Origin of the sequence: Corynebacterium tuscaniense, assembly GCF_008693065.1 — a bacterium.
GTDB classification, from domain to species: Bacteria; Actinomycetota; Actinomycetes; order Mycobacteriales; family Mycobacteriaceae; genus Corynebacterium; species Corynebacterium tuscaniense.
Genome location: NZ_VXKH01000021.1, coordinates 11,811 through 28,033 on the forward strand (window position 1 = coordinate 11,811; position 16,223 = coordinate 28,033).

The following is a 16,223-nucleotide window of genomic DNA, read 5'->3' on the forward strand; positions in this document are numbered from 1 at the left end:
AACCCCGATGAAGCCACGCGTGCTCTCAAAATACTTGGAGGATAAGTTCCCGCCGACGGACCAACAAGCGGCGATCATCGGCGCGGAACCCGGCCCACTCCTCGTGGTTGCGGGTGCTGGTGCCGGCAAAACCGAAACCATGGCATCGCGTGTGGTGTGGCTGGTGGCCAACGGCTACGTGCGCCCGGAAGAAGTCCTTGGTCTGACGTTTACCCGCAAGGCAGCACAAGAACTAGGCAAGCGCATCCGTAAACGCTTGGAGCGCCTCGCCGCCAATGAGCAGTTGGTGCGCCGATTGGACCCGACGGGGCAACTGGCCAAGAACCTCACCGCGATCGCCCCGACGGTATCCACGTATGACTCCTATGCGGGCTCCCTCATCCGTGAATACGGGCTGCTCGTACCGGTTGAACCGGATGCACGCCTGATCACGGATGCGGAACTGCACTCCATCGCCTGGGACGTGGTGTCCAACCACGCCGGTGCACTGCTGGAGGGAGTGAGCAAGAACCCATCGGTGGACACAGTGGTGGACACGCTTTTGGCGCTGGTCAACTCCATGGGCAATGAGGTTTACCCGCCGGAGCGCATCAAGGAAGAAGCAGAGGCCTTTATCAAGAGCGTGGCTGAACTTCCTCGCGGTAAGGCACGAGAAAACTACAACAAAGAAGTGCAGAAGTGGGTGAATACCCAGCAGCTCCGCACGGCCTACGCGGAACTGGCTGGCGAACTCGCCGCTGAGCTTCGCGCCCGTGGTGTGGTGACCTTCAACGAGCAAATGTCCGTGGCCGCCAAGCTCGCTAGTGAGCACGCGGCCGTGGGCGCATCCCAGCGTGACCGGTTCCGCGTGGTCATGCTGGATGAATACCAGGACACCTCCCATGCCCAACGCGTGCTGCTGCGCAGCCTATTCGGGGATAACGCCGATGATCCTGAACGCCACGCGCACCCCCTTACCGTCACTGCCGTTGGTGACCCGATGCAGGCCATTTACGGCTGGCGTGGTGCCACAGCGGCGAACCTGGCCGCCTTTGTGGAGGATTTCCCGCTGGCGGACGGGCGCCCTGCGCCGAAGGCACAGTTGATCACGTCCTGGCGTAACCCGCCGGAGGTCCTTGAGTTGGCTAACTCTGTGTCCGACGCAGTGCTTGGTTCCCCTGATGGCGCGCCACGGGCGGTGGAGCCGCTGGAAGCGAAGCCGGACGCAAGCCCCGGCCAAGTGGAAATCGGATACTTCGCCACCGAAGATCAAGAAGTTGAAGCCATCGCGGATGCGATCGCGGCTGATTACACCGAGAAAATCAATTCGGGTAAAGCCGTGGAGTCGGCGATTCTGGTGCGGAAGAACCGGCACTCGGCGCACTTTGCCGAAGCCCTGGAACAGCGCGGTGTGCCCTACGAAATCGTGGGGGTTGCAGGTTTGCTCACGGTGCCGGAGATCGCAGATACGGTCGCCGTTGCCCGCATGCTCGTGCACCCGCAAGACTCCACGGCCGCACTGCGGATCCTTGCCGGCCCGGCCTGTGGTCTTGGGTTGAAAGACATCAGCGCGCTATCCCAACGCGCGCTCAACCTCGCCGGTGGTCGCCGCCACGGCAGCGCCGTGGATGAACTTGGCCCCGATGTGGATGCGCGTGAGCGCCTGCAGGTCCAGCTGGCTGAGCTCATCGCCGATGCGGAGAACACCAAGGGCGAGAACGAACGCCATGTTGGCCTCGCCGATGCTGTTGCGGATTTAGGGGAGACGGATCGCTACAGCACAGAAGGGCTCGTGCGCCTGCAGGAGCTCTCCGCGAAACTCCGCCACCTGCGCAAGTACAGCTTGGGCAAGCGCCTGCCGGATCTCTTCGCGGACATCATTTCGGTGTTCGGCATCCGCACGGAAGTGCTCTCCCGCAATTCCCCCACGGGCGCGGTGCACCTGGATGCCTTTGCCAAGGTCGTTTTCTCCTATCCCGGCTCAGACCTGGAAGGTTTCTTGAGCTACCTCGACCTCGCCGCCGAACACGAAGACGGCTTGGAACCAGGCGCTGTGGTGACCAGCGGTGACCGCGTGCACATCCTCACTGCGCACAAAGCCAAGGGCTTGGAGTGGGACACTGTTGCGGTGGCGCATGCCGATGAGAAAACCTACGGGTCTACGGTGGCCACCTTCCTCACCCAGGTGCCGTACGTGCCGGATGATTCCTACAACGCTTTGGCGGATGCGGACACCCGCTCCGATTTCCAAAATCTGACCAAGGAATATCTGGATCAGAAGCGGAAAGATTTGGGCGAAGAATCCGCGCGTCTTTTCTACGTTGCGGTTACCCGCGCCGCGAAACGCCTCATCGTCACTGCTTCGGCCAAGGTCGCTGGCCGCAAGGCAGAGGCGAAGCCCTACGAGCATTTCCTGCCGTTCAAGGACGTCGCGCTGAATGGCACACCTGCCGCCGATGTCATCGAGTGGTGGGATGGTGAAGCTGGTGAGGAGGAGCTCGACGCTACCGCCGCGCACGAAGGGATCTGGCCAAATTACGCAGCCGAACCCGAGGCGCTCGCCGGCGCAGCGAAAGTACGCGCCGCGCAGGCCAACCTGCCGGAGAAGCCGGATAGCACCCGCACTGATGCGGACGGCGAGTTGTTCACCCAGTGGGAGAACGATGTCACGGCGCTGATCAATGAGCACATCGCCGCACAAAGCCCGGAGGTCGCGGTGGCTATGCCGGGCACGCTGACCGCATCAGATATCGTCGCTCTGCGCGCTGACCCAGAGCAATTTGCTCGCCGCGCGCGTCGCCCGGTGCCGTTCAAGCCGAATTCCTACGCCAAGCGCGGAACAGCGTTCCACGAATGGGTGGAAGGTTTCTTCGGGGCGTGCCCTCTGCTTGACGACGATGAATTGCCTGGCAACACTGAACCCAACGTTGACGCCGCCACCTTGGCCCGCCTCAAAGAGTCCTTTGGAAACAGCCAGTGGGCCGGGCGCACACCGGAACACATTGAGCACCCCTTTGAGATTGATCTGGGTACGTCCACTGTCCGTGGCCGTATCGATGCGATCTTCCTCGACGCGCCGGACCCAGTGACGGGGGAGCGGTCCTGGACCATCGTTGACTGGAAAACTGGTGGCAAACCGCAAGCGGCAGAAATGCGTGCGGCCAAACTCCAGTTGGCGGTGTATAAGGAGGCATGGCGTCGTATTGCTGATGATGGCCGCACAATCAATGCCGTATTTTTCTACGTACGTACCGGCGAGGATTTCGCGCCGTCTGACCTGCCTGAACGTGGGGAGTTGGAGGAGCTGTTGCAGTCCGCGGCCGTCGAAGGTCTAGAGTCCGATCTAAAGTCCTAGTGATGAGAGTGATCGCTCGCGATCACTAGGGACCCAGAAAGAGTGGAGGTGGCATGAGGCCGTCGTTTAAGGCGCCGATTCGGTTTCGTGAACGGCTGCGCGGTGAGGATCTCACGGCGCTGCCTGATCACGCACTGATTAATGTCATCCGTCTGCCCCGGGCAGCACGCACGACCCCGTGGGCGCTGATCAGCCGCCGTTTCCTGTACGCCATCCTGCTCATCGTCATCGTGGCGGTGCTCGTGTGGCTGGACAAGGATGGTTACAGCGAACCGCTGACTTTTATTGATGCCGTGTATTACTCCGCGGTATCACTTTCCACCACCGGCTACGGTGACATCACTCCGGTGACGCAAACCTCCCGTGTGGTCAACATCCTGATAGTCACTCCGATGCGTGTGGCATTCCTGATGCTTCTCGTCGGTACAACCCTGTCCGTCCTCACCGAGGATTCCCGCAAGACACTGCAACTTCAACGCTGGAGGAAATCTGTGCGCAACCACACCATTGTCATCGGCTATGGCACGAAGGGCCGTTCCGCTGTGGACGCGCTTCTGGCTGAGGGGATGGCACCATCCAACATCGTGGTCATTGATGACAATCATGAAGCATTGGCCCACGCAGAAAGTCGTGGCCTCGTTGCAGTGCACGGTAATGGTACGAAGTCAGACGTGCTACGGGTGGCTGGCGTGAGTCGTGCGCGTTCCGTGGTCGTGGCCCCATCCACCGATGACACCGCGGTGCTGGTCACCCTGTCCGTGCGTGAGATCAACCCCGGTATTCATATCGTCGCTTCGGTCCGTGAGGCAGAAAACCAGCACCTGTTGGAGCAGTCTGGTGCGGACTCAGTGGTGATCTCCTCTGAAACGGCAGGACGTCTCCTGGGAATTGCTACCAGCACGCCATCGGTGGTGGAGATGATCGAGGATCTGCTCAGCCCGGATGCGGGCTTTACCGTTGCGGAGCGCGCCATCGTGGACGATGAGGTCGGTTCCAACCCCCGCCACCTCGCCGACATTGTTCTGGGTGTAGTACGCTCCGGTGAGCTGTACCGCCTGGATTCCCCCGAAGCGGAGTCCGTCGAGCCGGGTGACCGCCTGCTGTACATCCGTTACGCGGATGACACTCAGGATGATCTGACGGAAGCCGCGCGCCTCCAGGAAGATGATCTCTAGTGATCGACCTGAGCCAGCTTGATAGCGATCAGCGGGTTGCCGCCACCGCCCCCCGCGGACCCGTGTGCATTCTGGCGGGCGCGGGAACGGGTAAGACCCGCACGATTACCTACCGCATTGCCCACCTGATTGATCAGGGCTTCGTCGCCCCGCAAAAGGTCCTCGCTGTGACCTTCACCTCGCGCGCGGCAGGGGAGATGCGTGACCGGCTCCGCGGCATGGGCATCGGCGGGGTGCAGGCTCGCACCTTCCACGCAGCAGCACTACGTCAGCTGCGTTACTTCTGGCCGCAGGTCGCGGGGGATCTGCCATGGCAGCTCATTGACAACAAGTTCCCCCTCGTAGCCCGCGCCACGCGCAGCGTGGGTTTGGAGCCGGACAAGGAACTCGTGCGTGACCTCCTCACGGAGATCGAATGGGCAAAAGCCTCCCTGATCAGCCCTGATGGCTATGCAGAGAAGATCGCCGGCAGTCACCGTGAACCGCCAGCAGACGTGGAGAAAGTAGCGGCGGTGTACAAGCGCTACGAGGAATCCAAGACTAGCCCCGAAGGCATGGCACTGGATTTTGATGATCTGTTGCTGCACGTCGCCGGTGCCCTGGAAAACGCGCCGGCAGTGGCGGAGGAATTCCGCAGCCAGTACCAAACCTTCGTGGTGGATGAGTACCAAGACGTCACTCCACTTCAACAGCGTGTGCTGGAAGGATGGTTGGGTCAACGCGATGACCTCACCGTGGTGGGCGATGCCAACCAGACGATTTATTCCTTCACCGGGGCAACGCCGGACTACTTGTTGAATTTCTCCCGGACATATCCACACGGCACCGTGGTGAAGTTGCAGCGGGACTACCGTTCCACCCCTGAGGTGACGGACCTAGCTAACACGGTGATCTCCAAGGCGAGTGGCCGTGTTGCTGGCACACGTTTGGAATTGCAGGGTATGCGAGATCCGGGACCGGACCCGGTCTTTGCCTCCTATCCGGATGAGCCGACGGAGGCGAGGGAGGTTGCTACGCAGATCAAAAAACTCATCGCGGCTGGCACCCCGGCGCGTGAAATCGCGGTGCTCTACCGCCTCAACGCACAATCGGTGGCGTTTGAGCAGGCGCTGTCCGATGCCGGGATTGTGTACCAAGTGCGTGGCGGTGAAGGATTCTTCACACGCCCGGAGATCCGTGAGGCCATCAACACTCTGGTGAGCGCTACACGGCGAACAGATCTGCCGGATGATCCGGTGGCCATTGCTCGCGCCGCGTTTGCACCCTTGGGTTTGAGCGCCAAGGAACCGGAAGGTGCGCGCCAGCGTGAGCGGTGGCAGACACTTAACGCGCTGGTGGAGTTGATCTCTGACATTGTCAACACCGGTGAGGCTGTGAACCTGCCGGGGGTCCTGCAATCCCTCCGCCAGCGTGCGGAATCGAAGCAGCCACCATCCGTGGACGGCGTGACACTGGCGAGTTTGCACGCGGCCAAGGGCCTGGAGTGGGATGCTGTCTTCCTCGTGGGCCTAGTCGAAAAAACCCTGCCCATTTCCCACGCCATTAAAGCGGGGGATGAAGAGGTGGAGGAGGAACGCCGCCTGTTCTACGTGGGTATCACTCGTGCCCGGGAGCACCTGCAGCTCTCGTGGTCGTATGCCCGCCAAGAAGGTGGCCGGAAGTCCCGCGAGCGTTCCCGTTTCTTAGACGGCATTGCGCCCCAACTGGAGGTAGAAGCAACACCGGAGCGCCTCAAGCGAGCGAAGGCCTGCCGGATATGCGGCTTCCCGCTGGATACCCCAGCGGAGAAAAGCCTTGGCCGACACGAGGACTGTGAGCCGACCTACAACGAGGCCGCCTTCCTCGCCTTGAAGCAGTGGCGCCTGGAGATTGCGCGGGAAAACCAGCATCCGCCGTACATGGTGTTCACGGATGCAACACTGCTGGGCATCGTGGAAGAAATGCCAGAATCGCCCGCTGACCTGCTGAATATCTCCGGCATTGGGCCGGCGAAGTTAGAGCAGTACGGGGAAGACGTCCTCGGGGTCCTGGAAGGCTTCCGCTAAATCGCGCATACCGGGCAACGGGGGTGGGTGCCGAGGACCTGCGTGTGCACTGGGGCGGGGCCGAATGGGTCCACCGCTACCGTGGTGCCATGCTGCAATGTGCCTGCGGACACCCCCGGCGGCATGGGAACCCCGGCTGCGTTGCGGATGAGAGCCGCTGCTGCCGAAGCACCAGCGGAAAGAACCACCGGATCAGGGGATGGTGGACCATCGGGCAGAGCAGTAGCCACGGTGTGCAACGCGGGATCGCGGTCAAGGAGATAGAACTCCGCGCACACAAGACAGGGGCCAGACCCACCCTGACTGACAGGACCCACCACTACGCGCGCATCCACCGTGGCAATGGGGATGTTCCATGTCCGGTGCTTTCCCAGTTTTCGGTCCACGGCAATGTGACGCGCAATGCGATCCACGACCACTAGCGGCACATCATCAGACAGCCGGTGAAGAAAAGCACCATCAGATTCTTCCCCCATGGGTGCCCGCACGGCCACACCGGAATTCTCCAGCAGGGACCGGAGAGTCTTGGCCAACGGTGACGCCCCCAGCATGGCTACGGGAGTAGTGGTGGTGGGGGTGAGGATGCGGTAGGCCAAGAGGTCGTCGATAAGCGAACGTGCTGCTCTTTCCGTGAACCCGTCGACGCCCATAAGCATGGTACGCACCTCGCGGATGCGTGAGGGCGTGCTCAGCCCGGCCAAAAGTGGGCGCAGATCATCCGCGTACCGGGTTTCCACGATGCCGCACCGTGTGGCGTCCATGCCGAACTGCAGCACACCCGGCTCCCGCTGTAAAACGTGCACGCCGTGTGCAAGCGTGACTAATGTGGAATCCCTCATAGTTCCCCCAATGAATGAACGTTCCCCCGAACAACATGTGGACACCATCGAACCACAGAAAGACCACCGCGCGCTATGTCTCGACACAACAACCCAGCTCACAGTGGTGATTGGCCGCCGGGAGGTGTGGACATCATCCGCTCCGCGCGGCGTACTCGCACCGTGCAGGCGCGGCACAAAGGTGAGCGGATTGAGGTCCGCATCCCCGCACGATTCACAGCACAGCAGGAACGCGACGCGGTGGAGGAGATCCTGGCCAAGCTGGCGAGGAAATCAACAACTCAACGTGCATCCGATGCGGAGCTTTATGCCCGTGCGGAAACACTCAACCGCACGATCCTGGGAGGCCGGGCGCGCATTGGTTCAGTGCGGTGGGCATCCAATCACAACACTCAATGGGGCTCATGCACCGTGTCCACCGGCGACATCCGGATCAGTGACCGGCTGAAAGACACCCCCGATTGGGTCGTGGATGCCGTGCTCGTCCATGAACTCGTGCACACCTACATCCCCGGCCACGGACCTGATTTTTGGGAGCAAGCAGACAAAGTACCCTACGCCGAACGGGCAAAGGGGTACCTGGAGGCCTACCAGCGGTTCGGGCCGAGCTAGTCCTCAGAAGACTCAGACGAGCCAGAAGATCCAGGACCGTCTTGATCATCCTCATCTGGTGCGGGCTCATTGGCCAGCATCTCTTCGAGCTTGGCAATCTCTTCGTCGAAAGCGGAATCCGGCGCATCATCCAGCAACGTGTCAATGAACGCGGCTGGGTTGTCCAGGTGCTCAGAGGAGGGGAGGAAGTCCGGGTGGTCCCAGACCTTATCGCGACGTTCCACACCCACGGCCTGGGTCACGCGACGCCATAACTCAGTGGCCTCCTGGGTTTTCGGGGCACCAAGCTCAATGCCCACGACATTGGAGAAAGCATTTTCCGCGGAGCCACCCGTTGCGCGGCGGCGCGCCCAGGATTCAGCCAATGCGCTGGTGGACGGAATCCGCTCTGTCAATGCTTCTTCCACCACAACATCGACCCAGCCTTCGACGAGAGCGAGCAGGGTTTCCAGTCGTGCAGTGGCTGCCGCATTACGGGAGGTGATGCGTGGTGAAAGATCCATGTCCTGCAAGTTCTGCATGACTTCTTGCATCTTCATCGGGTCGCCCGATTCCAGGTTGAGTTCCCGCAGTGTTTCCTCGATGTGGGAGGTATCCAGCTCCAAACCGATGGAGTATTCCTCCACGGAGGACACGATGCGCTCCACCAACCACGGCACGTGGGTGAACAGACGCTGGCGGGCAGCTTCAAGTGCGCTGACGTACACGAGCACTTCCTGGCCGGGTACGGACAGCTGCGCAGAAATGGGCTCCACGTTTTTGGTCACAATGCCGATGATGCCGGTGGGGGCGACAGGCAGCCCGAAATCATTACCCGTCAGCGTCTGATTAGCCAGGTCCCCCAGCGCACTGCCAAAGCGGGCACCGAAGTTCATGGAGTTGAAGTGGCCGAGCATCTGCGTGATGGGGCCAAAAATCTCACGTGCTTCCGCCGGCATCGCATCCAGTTGGGCGCGACCCATGTGCTCTGCTACGGGGCTGACCATGCGCTTCCAGGTAGGCAGGGTGTTCTTTACCCAGTCATCCGTACTCCACGCTTCGGGCCGTGCACCTGAATCAGGCAACGTGGAGGCATCATCCAACCAGAGGTTGGCCAACCGCACGGATTCAGTGACCGCAGTGGCGTCATTCGCTGTGGCACCACGCGGGTTCTTCAACACCTGGCGGGCGGCACGCAACGCAACGTTATAGTTCACCGCGTCTTGCTCCGGCGCGGACCCAGCACCAGACGCAGCGCGCGACACTCCGCCCCCGAGCATCTCACCGAACTGGTTCAAAATGTCGGACAGGTTCCCGCTGAAGCTACCGCTGAAGCCCTGGCCGTCACCGAAATTGAAGCCGAACTGGGCAAACGGGTTGTGCTGATCATCGCGACCGTCCTGACCATCGCGGTCGTTCCGATCATCGCGACCGTCCTGACCATCGCGGTCATCCCGGTCGTCGTTGGGGAAAGAGAACCCGAATCCATTAGCCATGTTGGCCAGCCTACCGGGGTAATGGAACAGGCCGCGAGGAATAAGGCCTGGATGCCCAACGCTGAGAGCGAACATCTGTGGGTGATGTGCAGCCTCGCCTCTGTTGTAGGCTTAACAGCCGTGAACCAGCCCACCGAGCCCACTAACCCCACAGCGCCTGCCGACACATCAGCGGACAAGGAAGCACCAGCGGACAACGAAGTAACTGCGACACCTGAAGCCGCCAGTCCCGCCAAACGCAAAGGCCTGCGTCGCGGCGTGATTGCTACGGGGGTGCCTTTGGCGGTGCTTATCGCTGCGCTTGTGGTGGGTGGCGTGCCGGGCACGAACATCAGGCTCACCGTGCCGTATGCGGCGCAGGGGGCGGGGCCGACCTTCAACACGTTGGGGGATGTGCAGGGCACTCCGGTCATTGATATTGAGGGCGCGGAGGTGGATGAAACTTCAGGCACGTTGGATATGACCACGGTGTCCGTACGCACGAACATGACCATGGCGCAGGCGTTGAGCCGCTGGCTCGTCCACAAAGACTCGATTGTTCCACTGGAGCAGATCCTGCCCAAGGACGTGTCGGATGAGGAGATGCGGGAGATCAACGAGGAAGCCTTCGTTGCCTCCGAGGCCGCGGCAACGGTTGCGGCGATGCGCTACCTTGGCGAGCCCACTCGTGTCCTGGTCCACGGAGTGCTCAAAGATGCGCCAGCAGCAGGCGTGCTGGAGCCCGAAGATGTGCTGACCAAGGTCGCCGGACACGAGGTGACAGAACCACAACAGGTGCAGAACATCGTGCGGGAACATAAGCCAGGGGAGACCGTTGAGGTGGAGTACCTGCGCGAGCATCAACCGGCCACCGCGTCTATCACGTTGGGTACAAACCCGGAGGATGAGAAGTTGCCATTGCTCGGCGTGACTATGACGTCTGAGCCCGCAGGTGATGTCACCGTGAATTACAACCTCAATGACATTGGTGGGCCGAGCGCGGGCATGATTTTCAGTCTCGCCGTGATTGATAAATTGTCGCCCGGGCAGCTCAATGGTGGCCACAAGGTCGCTGGCACGGGCACCATCGCTGAAGACGGCACTGTGGGGCCCATCGGCGGGATCACTCACAAGATTGAGGGCGCGCGTGATGGCGGTGCGGAGCTTTTCCTTGCGCCAGAAAAGAACTGCGCGGAGGCAACAAAGGCCGATGCCGGAGACATGACGGTTGCCAGCGTGAGCAACATCGACGATGCGATTTCCGTGATGGACGATTTCGCCGCCGGCCGACCCGTGGCAACCTGCAAGGTGGATTAGCGAGGAGCCTTCTTCACCGCAGTCGTCGTAGCCGTAGAAGACTCATCGGTCGGCTCGGAGTAGCTATCCGCCAGACCAAGCATGAAGATCCGCTGTTCCGGATCATCCACATCACTAGCCACCATCTGTTGGAGGACTTTGCCTTCCTTCTTATCCACGACGGTGATCACCGCGGTCTTGCCCAGCATGGACCAACCCACCAGTTTCTCGTCGGTTTTCTCCACTACGCGGGAGCTAGACAGGCCCGTGAGCACATCCGCGGTATCTTCCGCCATGGACTTCGAGGCAAAGAATTGCAGCTGCCCCACGGTTGAACCGGAGCAGTCGTAGGAACCCTTGAGGCTGGTTTCAACGCAGGTATCCAGATCGTCGAAAAGCGATTCAGGCGCGAGCGAGGCGAATTTCTCCCGCACATCCTCAACAACCTGCGCATCATCGCGGCGGCGTTTACTGCTTGTCGACGTCGCCGTGGACGAGCCCTCACTCGACCCCGTCGTCTCTTCCGTGCTTGTCTGCGTCGATGTTGTTGCCGGCGTGCTCGATGGCGTTGGCTCAGGTGTTGGTTCCTCCTTCGAGGAGCATGCAACAAGAGCAACGCTCAACGCTAGGGCCACGGGGGAGCAGGCGAGGCGACGGAATGACAGTGACGACACGAGGGGGAACTCCTTATTCATTATCCAGGCTGTATCGTAGCGCGCCGATGACTGCGGGGGCGACTTCCGGACCCCCACGCAGCTGGATCTCATCCTGAGCAAACGGGCCGGCGGCCTCCAATTCCTCCTCCGTCGGACGGATCTGCAACAGCGTCAGCTCTAGCCCTTCCTCCCGCAGCACACCGGAAAATAGGCGCGCGGGGCGAGCCTGCTGAGGTCTAGAGGCCTCAGCAGGCTCAGCTTTCTCTCTAAAGATGATCTCCTGTGCCAAAATCACGCCGGCGACCTCCTCCGGCCACGCCAAGCGCGTGAGGTAATCACCCAATTCATCCGAACCGGGCTGAATGTGCGCCGGAATCTCCTCTTGCACAATCAATGTTAACGGTGCGGATTCATCTTCCAGCCCCGCCAATTGATCGGCCACAAGCGCGGTGGGGACCAGCGCAAACAACGTCGGCGCCACGTCCCACCCTTCAGCGTGGACGAATTCGACGGCCTCCATCATGGCCTTATTCAGTGCTTGTTGCGTCAGCGCGGGGGTGTGCTCAGACACTGTGCGGGAACCCTTCTGGTCTTTTAAGCGTTAATGAAATTAGTGTTGAAGCTTACATAGCCTCACCCCGAGCCGTTTTTCATAGATTGTCGAAGGAGCTTCGATTTTGGCCACGCGCCTGAATATTCCCCGTCCGAAGCCGCGGAAATCCAACACCATGCTGGTGGTCCTTGGAGTTATCGCGGTACTCACCCTGCTGATTCCCATGCTGGTGAATGTGTACACGGAGTTCCGCTGGTTCGGCGAGCTGGGCTACCGCGGCGTGTTCACCAAAGTGATCCTGGTCCGCATCGTCTTGTTCCTCGTGTTCGCCCTTGTGGGAGCCGGCATCACCTTTGCTGCCGCCGCGTTTACATGGCGCACGTGTGAGCAGACCTCGATTTTCTCGGACCCGAACTCGCCGATGGCGCAGTACCAAGAATCCATCCAGTCCACCGTCCGTGGCCTGGTGCTGTGGGTGCCTATCATCGTTGGTGTGATCACCGGCGTGCTGGGGCAAAGCACGTGGCGTACGTTCATGCTGTGGCTCAACGGTGGGGATTTTGGTTCCACGGACGCACAATTCGGTCGTGACCTCGGTTTCTACGCCTTCGCTCTACCTGCGTTTTCCATGTTTGTCAGCGTGCTGTCCATGCTGCTGGTCATCGCCTTCCTCGTTGGCGTGGTAGGGCAGTACCTTCTCGGTGGCATCCGCGTGGCCAACCAGGTTGCCGGCACCAAGGGCTTCGTTTCCAAGGCCGCCCGCATCCAGCTCGCGGCCACGGCTGGCTTGTGGATGTTGGTCAAGGCCGTTGATTACTGGTTGCAGCGCTACAGCCTGCTGTACGGCAAGAACGACATCTTTACCGGTGCGTCCTACACCGACATCAACGCACAGTTGCCGGCACGCATCATCCTCATTGTTATTGCAGTGCTGGTGGCCGTGGCCTTCTTTGCTTCCATCGTTTTCAAGGACTTCCGCATCCCGGTCCTGGCAACAGTGATGATGATCCTGTCCTCCCTGGTCATCGGCCAGGCATGGCCGGCTCTGATGCAGCAGTTCTCGGTGAACCCGAACCGTCAGGAGCGCGAGTCCGATTACATTGCCCGCAATATTGAGGCCACACGTGAAGCCTATGGTTTGACCGCGGACAAAGTCACCTACGAAACCAACTGGGGTGCAGAACCAGCCAATGATGGGGAGGTGGGCAATGATTCAGCAACGATTTCTAACATCCGCCTGCTTGACCCGGACATCCTGGCTCCCACCTTCACGCAGAACCAGCAGCTGCGTAACTTCTACGGCTTCCCGGAGAACCTGGCCATGGACCGCTACGAGGTTGACGGTGAGATGCGTGACTTCGTCGTTGCTGCCCGCGAGCTGGACCCGAACGCCCTGCGTGAGAACCAGCGTGACTGGCTGAACCGCCACACCGTGTACACCCACGGCAACGGCTTCGTGGCTGCCCAGGCCAACATTGTTGATGAGGCAGCACAGGACGCTGGCTCGACCCGTGGTGGCCTGCCGGTGTTCACCGTCTCTGATCTGCAGTCCAACGCCAACGCTGCAGAGAAGGAAGACGCTGAGGAGCTGGGTATCCGCGCGGAGCAGCCGCGCGTCTACTACGGCCCGGTCATCGCTTCTGCCAATGACGGCCTGGATTACGCCATCGTCGGCGATGTGGGTCAGGGCCCACTGGAGTACGACACTGATACGTCCTCCTTCACCTACGACGGCAAGGGCGGCGTGGGCATTGGCAACTGGTTTGACCGTGCTGCATTTGCCTTGAAGTACCAGGAGATGAACCTCATCCTGTCTGACCGCGTGGGCAAGGAATCAAAGATTCTCTACGACCGCGATCCGCGCAAGCGTGTGGAAAAGGTTGCCCCGTGGCTGACCACGGACCAGATGACCTACCCGGCGGTGGTGGACGGCCGCATCAAGTGGATCGTCGATGGATACACCACGCTGTCCGCACTGCCGTACTCCACCCGCACCTCCCTGCAGGACACCACGCAGGATGCCCTCAATCCGGATGGCACTAACCAGCGTTTGGTGAACAATGAGGTGGGCTACATCCGCAACTCCGTCAAGGCAACGGTTGATGCCTACGACGGCACGGTGGAGCTCTATGCATTCGACGAAGAGGACCCAGTGCTCAGGGCGTGGATGGGCGTGTTCCCGGACACTGTGAAGCCAGCCAAGGACATACCGGACACCCTGCATGAGCACCTGCGTTACCCGGAGGACCTGTTCAAGGTTCAGCGTGAACTGCTGGCCCGCTACCACGTGTCTGACCCGGGCGTGTTCTTCAACAACGACGCATTCTGGTCCGTCCCGAATGACCCGACGGCACCGGAAGGCCGTAAGGAACTGAACCAGCCGCCGTACTACGTTGTGGCCGCTGATCCGGAGACCTCCAAGCCGTCCTTCCAGCTGATCACCCCGTACCGTGGCCTGAGCCGTGAGTTCCTCGCTGCGCACATGACCGTGACGTCTGATCCGCATAACTACGGCAAGATCACCGTCCGTGTCCTACCCACCAACACGCAGACCCAAGGCCCGAAGCAGGCGCAGGACGCCCTCATGTCCTCCGACCAGGTGGCCCGCGACCGCACGCTGTGGGAGGGCTCCAACACCCTGAAGAACGGCAACCTGCTCACCCTCCCGGTGGCGGGCGGGGACATCCTCTATGTTGAGCCGATCTACTCGCAGCGCAAGGACCAGGAATCCGCATTCCCGAAGCTGCTCCGCGTCCTCGTGTTCTACAAGGGCCGCGTGGGCTACGCGCCGACTGTCTCCCAGGCTCTCAGCCAGGTGGGCATTGACGCGAAGGAAGCCCAGGACATCAGCATTGTCGACGCTGACGGGAACACCACCGAACCCAAGGATGCTGCCGCCGACACCGACAAGGAAGACAAGCCCAAGCCAGCGGACAGCCCGAACAACAAGGACTCCGCACTGAAGGCTATCGACGACGCCCTGCGCGGCATCGAGAACGCCCGCCACGGCTCCTTCGAGGAATACGGCAAGGCCCTGGACAACCTTGACCGCGCCGTCAAGGACTACCAAAACATCCAGTAGCCACCAGCACATCCCCTGGTTGCCCAACCGCAACAACAAAGCGGCAGCCAGGGGATTTGTCGTTCTAGTACCCCGTGCGTATAGTTAACGCCGTTGTCATTTAGACAGCAGGTGAATTACATATCACTCGACGCGGGGTGGAGCAGCTCGGTAGCTCGCTGGGCTCATAACCCAGAGGTCGTTGGTTCGAATCCAGCCCCCGCTACTAAGATAAGGCCCCTACCAGTGCAAATGCTGGTAGGGGCCTTCTTCATTTTGTGAGCGGATCACCATTTGGTGCACTAGCTGGTGCACTAGGGGCAAAATCCTGCACCAAACGGAACTGCGACGCTCCAACGAAGCGGCGCAGGTTTTCGGGGCATTGCTTAGTGATTGCGAGGTCGGCGGCAACGAAGGAACGCCACGGGAGCCGGCAGTTCGGGGGGTCTGCCTATCTCGGGGGTGAGACTGCTCAACCGTGGCGTTCGGGAGAAAGCTTATTGAGGGCGGCAAGTCCGTCAGCGCAGTAGCCAGGACACTCAACGTCTCGCGGCCGACGATCTATCGCGCTCTCAAGCGCATCGAAGCCGACGCTTAGGCACAGGCTGCGTCGCTAGCGCTCGCACCCGGCGAGAAGGCATCAGGCTGCGCTAGCGACGCTCGGCACACATGAGTGCTGCACTGCTGGGATACGCCTGCGACCGGCAGAGCCGGGCCGAATACGGGATTGACCACATACACCCCGTATTCGTGCAAAGGAGCACTGCCATGTCCACCCATTCTCACACGCTTGCATCCCACGGCGAGATTCTCGCGAACCTCCCCGGCATCCTCGGGTTTTACCCGAACAACTCGCTGATCCTCGCGTTCTTCGTCGACGACGAGGGCGTCGACACCGTCCGCCTCGGCCCGGTCGCGCGGTTCGACCTGGACGAAGCTGTTGCAAAGCTCACCGAGAGCCGCGAGCGGTTCGCAGCGTGGGTCCACCACCTCGAACTCGACGCTGTTATCGCGTACATGATCAGCGATGACATTGCGCAGCCGGTCTTCGAGGAGACGGCAACGTATCTCACCAGCGGGGCAGTGCACCTACCGCCGCTGCTCGGGGTGGTGCAGGTGCCTGAGATCGTCACCGGGGCTGCGTGGTGGTCCGTGTATCAGCATCCGCTCATCGACGAGCCGCGCCACGGCGTTGTCG

General features: G+C 61.0%; 12 protein-coding genes and 1 tRNA gene. 9 read left to right on the plus strand and 4 right to left on the minus strand.

What is annotated here, in order from left to right; translation table 11 throughout:
• Positions 1 to 7: 7 nt before the first annotated feature.
• Genes F4V54_RS05600 through F4V54_RS05610 form a run of 3 tightly spaced genes read left to right on the plus strand, consistent with a single transcriptional unit; the run spans position 8 to position 6,554 of the window.
• Positions 8 to 3,334 (plus strand): ATP-dependent helicase, encoded by a 3,327-nt coding sequence (locus F4V54_RS05600; RefSeq protein ID WP_150386526.1) that lies wholly within the window; start codon positions 8 to 10, stop codon positions 3,332 to 3,334.
• A gap of 53 nt (positions 3,335 to 3,387) precedes the next feature.
• Positions 3,388 to 4,509 (plus strand): potassium channel family protein, encoded by a 1,122-nt coding sequence (locus F4V54_RS05605; protein WP_034664425.1) that lies wholly within the window; start codon positions 3,388 to 3,390, stop codon positions 4,507 to 4,509.
• Positions 4,509 to 6,554, plus strand: coding sequence for an ATP-dependent DNA helicase UvrD2 (locus F4V54_RS05610; RefSeq protein ID WP_034664423.1), 2,046 nt, complete (start codon positions 4,509 to 4,511; stop codon positions 6,552 to 6,554). The genes F4V54_RS05605 and F4V54_RS05610 overlap by 1 nt, the downstream gene beginning before the upstream one ends.
• Here F4V54_RS05610 and F4V54_RS05615 read toward each other — a convergent pair.
• Positions 6,551 to 7,393, minus strand: a complete 843-nt coding sequence (locus tag F4V54_RS05615; RefSeq protein ID WP_102724172.1) for a hypothetical protein — start codon at positions 7,391 to 7,393, stop codon at positions 6,551 to 6,553. The genes F4V54_RS05610 and F4V54_RS05615 overlap by 4 nt on opposite strands.
• A 75-nt stretch (positions 7,394 to 7,468) precedes the next feature.
• Between F4V54_RS05615 and F4V54_RS05620 the strand changes: the two genes are divergently transcribed.
• Entirely contained in the window at positions 7,469 to 8,005 is a 537-nt protein-coding gene (locus F4V54_RS05620; RefSeq protein ID WP_102724173.1) for a M48 family metallopeptidase, read from the plus strand.
• On the opposite strand, the gene F4V54_RS05625 is transcribed toward F4V54_RS05620, so the two are convergent.
• A complete protein-coding gene (locus F4V54_RS05625) occupies positions 8,002 to 9,480 on the minus strand; it encodes a zinc-dependent metalloprotease (protein WP_150386523.1) in 1,479 nt (492 codons plus the stop codon). The two genes, F4V54_RS05620 and F4V54_RS05625, sit on opposite strands and share 4 nt — an antisense overlap.
• A 246-nt stretch (positions 9,481 to 9,726) precedes the next feature.
• On the opposite strand from F4V54_RS05625, the gene F4V54_RS05630 reads away from it, so the two are divergent.
• Positions 9,727 to 10,776: a YlbL family protein gene (locus tag F4V54_RS05630; protein ID WP_376997321.1), complete on the plus strand. Its 1,050-nt coding sequence runs from the start codon at positions 9,727 to 9,729 to the stop codon at positions 10,774 to 10,776.
• Here F4V54_RS05630 and F4V54_RS11615 read toward each other — a convergent pair.
• Both F4V54_RS11615 and F4V54_RS05640 read right to left on the minus strand, forming a co-directional pair.
• Complete coding sequence (locus F4V54_RS11615) at positions 10,773 to 11,450, minus strand: hypothetical protein (RefSeq protein ID WP_211359466.1); 678 nt, start codon at positions 11,448 to 11,450, stop codon at positions 10,773 to 10,775. The two genes, F4V54_RS05630 and F4V54_RS11615, sit on opposite strands and share 4 nt — an antisense overlap.
• Positions 11,443 to 11,934 (minus strand): PPA1309 family protein, encoded by a 492-nt coding sequence (locus F4V54_RS05640; protein ID WP_150386528.1) that lies wholly within the window; start codon positions 11,932 to 11,934, stop codon positions 11,443 to 11,445. Before F4V54_RS05640 ends, F4V54_RS11615 begins: the two co-directional genes overlap by 8 nt.
• Positions 11,935 to 12,088: 154 nt before the next feature.
• On the opposite strand from F4V54_RS05640, the gene F4V54_RS05645 reads away from it, so the two are divergent.
• The 4 genes from F4V54_RS05645 to F4V54_RS05660 form a co-directional block, all read left to right on the plus strand.
• Positions 12,089 to 15,046 (plus strand): UPF0182 family protein, encoded by a 2,958-nt coding sequence (locus tag F4V54_RS05645; RefSeq protein ID WP_150386524.1) that lies wholly within the window; start codon positions 12,089 to 12,091, stop codon positions 15,044 to 15,046.
• A gap of 131 nt (positions 15,047 to 15,177) precedes the next feature.
• A tRNA-Met gene (locus F4V54_RS05650) sits at positions 15,178 to 15,251 on the plus strand.
• A 252-nt stretch (positions 15,252 to 15,503) separates the two neighbouring features.
• Positions 15,504 to 15,623, plus strand: coding sequence for a helix-turn-helix domain-containing protein (locus tag F4V54_RS05655; protein WP_083583987.1), 120 nt, complete (start codon positions 15,504 to 15,506; stop codon positions 15,621 to 15,623).
• A 170-nt stretch (positions 15,624 to 15,793) separates the two neighbouring features.
• On the plus strand, positions 15,794 to 16,223 hold a 430-nt coding region (locus tag F4V54_RS05660; RefSeq protein ID WP_150386525.1), incomplete at its 3' end, for a DUF4192 family protein.